Annotated in this window: 2 protein-coding genes; one reads left to right on the top strand and one right to left on the bottom strand. The window is 60.5% G+C overall.

What is annotated here, in order from left to right; translation table 11 throughout:
- Positions 1 to 71: 71 nt before the first annotated feature.
- Positions 72 to 1,088, bottom strand: a complete 1,017-nt coding sequence (locus tag GGQ98_RS17885) for a recombinase family protein (RefSeq protein WP_341534259.1) — start codon at positions 1,086 to 1,088, stop codon at positions 72 to 74.
- Between GGQ98_RS17885 and GGQ98_RS18575 the strand changes: the two genes are divergently transcribed.
- Entirely contained in the window at positions 1,029 to 1,988 is a 960-nt protein-coding gene (locus GGQ98_RS18575) for a hypothetical protein (protein ID WP_243451996.1), read from the top strand. The genes GGQ98_RS17885 and GGQ98_RS18575 overlap by 60 nt on opposite strands.
- Positions 1,989 to 3,708 lie beyond the last annotated feature (1,720 nt).

The following is a 3,708-nucleotide window of genomic DNA, read 5'->3' as shown; positions in this document are numbered from 1 at the left end:
CTCACCCCATATGAATATGTCTGCAAAATATGGTCCGAGCAGCCAAAACGGTTTATCAGAGAACCGCACCATCAAAACGAGGGACTAAACAGGTAGACATCGGCGATGCCGGGATGAATGTCAGGCACGCTGGCGGGCGCCTCTGACAGTCTTGCTTTGATGTCAGCTTTCTGCTGCTCAAGCTCAGCCATCCGCGCCTTCATGGCCGGCTGATACATGCCGTCCTCGATCGCCGCCATGATCCCGGCGATGGCCCGCTCGACCTTGCCGAGCGCCTGCCGGTCAGCCTCGGCCTGTGCCCGGCGCTCGCGATTCGCCTCGTTGATGTGCTGCGCATAGGCCCGGACCGCCGCCTCGACCTTCTCGGGCGAGACGAGCCTGTCGCGGATACCGGCAAGCGCGCGTTCCTCAAGATGGGGGCGCCGGATCGAGCGCGGGTTGGTGCAGGTGCCGTGCCGGTTGCGGTTGATGCAGCCGTAGCGGTCCTTGACCACGATGCCATAGACGCCGCCGCACACCCCGCACTCCAATAGCCCCGAGAGCAGATGCACCGGACGGCGCAGTTCATTGAACTTCCGCGCCCGCGCCGCAGCCATCCCCGCCGTCGCGGCCTCGAACCGCTGCGTCAGGACCGCCTGCTGCGCGCGCACCGCCTGCCAGAGCGCGTCGTCAACAATGCGAAGGTGTGGAACCTCGACCTTGACCCACTCTGCTTCGGGGTTGAGCCGGGCCACCTTCCGGCCCGTGGCCGGGTCCTTGAGGTAGCGCTTGTGATTCCACGAGAGCACACCGGCATAAAGCGCGTTGTTGAGGATGCCGGTACCGCAGCTGGCATGACCGCGGATTGTCGTGTCGCGCCATGTCCGCCCGTCCGGACCAGGAATGACGTCAGCATCGAGACCACGAAAGGCCCGAAACCGTTCGCGCGCGGCGACCGGGTGATGTTCCTGCGGAACGAGAAGAGCATGGGCGTCAAGAACGGCTCGCTCGGCAGGGTCGAGAGCGTCACTCAGGCCCGCATGGCGGTGATGCTCGATGATGGTAGAACCATAAGCTTCGACACCAAGCTCTACACCGATATCGACCACGGCTATGCCGCCACGATCCACAAAGCGCAGGGCGTGACGATCGACAGGGCCTATGTGATGGCCACAGGCGGCATGGACCGGCACGGCGCCTACGTGGCGCTGTCGCGCCACCGCGAGCGCGTCGACCTTTACTACGGCAAGGAGACGTTCAAAAACGAGCAGCAGCTTATCCGCACGCTGGCACGCGACCGCGGCAAGGACATGGTCGGCGACTATGGCCCCATTGCAGACAAGGCAGAGGCGTTCGCCGCGCGCCGGGGCATCACGCTCCGGGAACGGGTCAAGGAGCTCGCGGTCAAGGTCCGCGACATGTTCGAGGGGCTGCAGCTGAAGGCCGAGCCGCTCACCCCTCCTAAACCCCAGCTGGAGCCTGCGGTCGAGCGGTACGCACGCACGGTGCAGAAGACTCGCGAGATGGGGCTTGCGCGTGTGCCGATGAGCGAACCCTTGCGCGCCATGCACGAACGCGACGAGGCCGCGCTCGATGCGATCCGCCCCGGCGCGGCGCGCGACCTCAGGAACGCATGGCGCGCGGACCTGAAGCTCCTCGATACGATGGCACGCGGCGATGTGCGGCAGGCGCGCGCCCTCCTCGACGAGGCCGAACGCGTCCGCAGCGACCCATCCTACCGCGCCGACCGGTTCGTCGCGGAGTGGACCCGGCTCAGAAAGCAGCAGGAGCACGCCAGGTTCTGGGGCGAGGAGCACAAGCTTCCGAAGATCAACGCCGGCATGGCAGGGCTCGCCAAGAGCCTCGAGCGCGATGCGCAGATGGAATCACTGCTTCGGCCACGCGCCCGCGAGCTCGGGCTCGGCATCGGCATGGAACCGGCGCGCGGGCTGTCCCGGGAGCTCTCAGACTGGTTCGGCCTCTCGCGCGGGCGAGGACTCAGCCGCTAGGCTCATGCTCATGACGACCAACTCATCCCCGGCAGAGGCGTTCGAAGCGCTGAGGCGCGAGGTGGCATGGCGCTGTAGGTTCCAGCCAAAGCCGAAGTTGGTCAGTGCCAGCATCAGCGCTTTCATCTTCGCCTCCTGTAGAAAGTCTATCGACGATGATAGCGCAACTCAGCGCCGCCAGCACAAAACTGCTCCGAAAACTGCGTAGCCAATCCGGCCGAAGTCAAAACCCTTCAATACCTACCCAGGGTATTATCGAATCAGATCATTAATCAAGAGAAGTTTTCAAAATGGTTGAAGCGTTATTAACCAGAAAATTTTCAAACTGAATGCTTATCGGATTGACTTAATCAGAAATTCTGAACAGCTTGGCAATATAGCTCCGAATTCAAAGAGAGCCTGCGGTCGTTTGTGAAATTTGACCTCTGAACACTTCATGTTCGGACGCGGGAGAGCTGTGCTGATGATGTATTGCAAAAAAACGATAGTTCCGACCGCTATGGCTCTGGCTTCGCTTTGCGCGGTAGCCGCGCCCACAGTGGCAGCAGCAGATGCGTGGGCGGAAAACAGGAACCTCTATACAAAAACTGAGGGATATATTTCCCGCCTCGATGGTCCGCAGCCAACATCGGCAGTCGATGCGAGTCCAATCGGATGATCATTCAATTGTCACATCCGAACTATGACTGGATTGGTCGCAACGCTGATTTCTACGTTTTCCGCCAATTGGGCGATCGAGGCCAGCTTTGACGATTCCACAATAACTGGCTGCAACAAACTGGCACGCGCTTCGTGGCATTTCGATAAGGAGACTGGCAATGCATAACGACTTACGACCACACTGAGGTCATCCTGTTTTCACTTGGGAACCAGCCTTCGAGCCCGATACCACCGGGCTGCACAACCATCGCCAGCTTCGGGATCGGCGCTGATACGTCCGCTGAAAAGCGGGGAATTTTTCTTTCTCAGCTGCTTTCAGCGCAGCGTAGTGGCAGCGAAGTTCTTGTCACGTGGGAAGACGCAGGTGATTGCGTGGCCTACGATGGCTCCACCATTGTACCTCGGCTCGTGCGGCTCAACAGTGTTCCTTAAAGGAGAGCGCCGGATGCGCCGCCCTACGACTTTGCCCAGCTACAACCAACTCTATGCGTTGCTGCTCACGGCACATGAGAGCAACCGACGGCTTTGGCTTGAGATGAGCAGCGCCGACACCGACTGCACCCTCTCATATGTTGTCTCCGACAAATGATGCAGAGAAAATTCGTGAAGCGAGCCGCTCTTTTCATCGCTTTCAGTGCAATCTCCAGCCCGGTCTATGCTGCACCGGGGTGGACAAATTCGGCCCCGCCATCGGCAGTGGAGACTGTTCGCACCGAGGGTATCCTGATCCTGGGCGCTTTCGGCAATCCGGGCACGGCGTGCACCAATCCAGATGCGATCTGGGTGAGTGCTACGCATTCTCAGTACCGGGCCATTATTGTGTCTTCGACGACCGCGTTGCCACGGGACTCAAGCTTCGCGCTTACGTGCATAACTGCACCGCGATCGGATGGCACGGCGGCACGTTCAACGAACTCACCGGCGACGGTGCAATCTACCTGGAGAAATAACTCATGCGAAACGCACCTGACGTGACCCCCTGGTTTCCACCAGCACGGATTAGAGTCCGGCAGCTTTGTTGCGCATGAGCGCGGGTTGAGCAATGGCCTGCGAAGCGGAG

The sequence above is a fragment of the Sphingosinicella soli genome, assembly GCF_014199685.1.
GTDB lineage: Bacteria > Pseudomonadota > Alphaproteobacteria > Sphingomonadales > Sphingomonadaceae > Sphingosinicella > Sphingosinicella soli.
The sequence above is the reverse complement of the archived record's forward strand: the minus strand, read 5'-3'. Positions and strand labels throughout refer to the sequence as shown.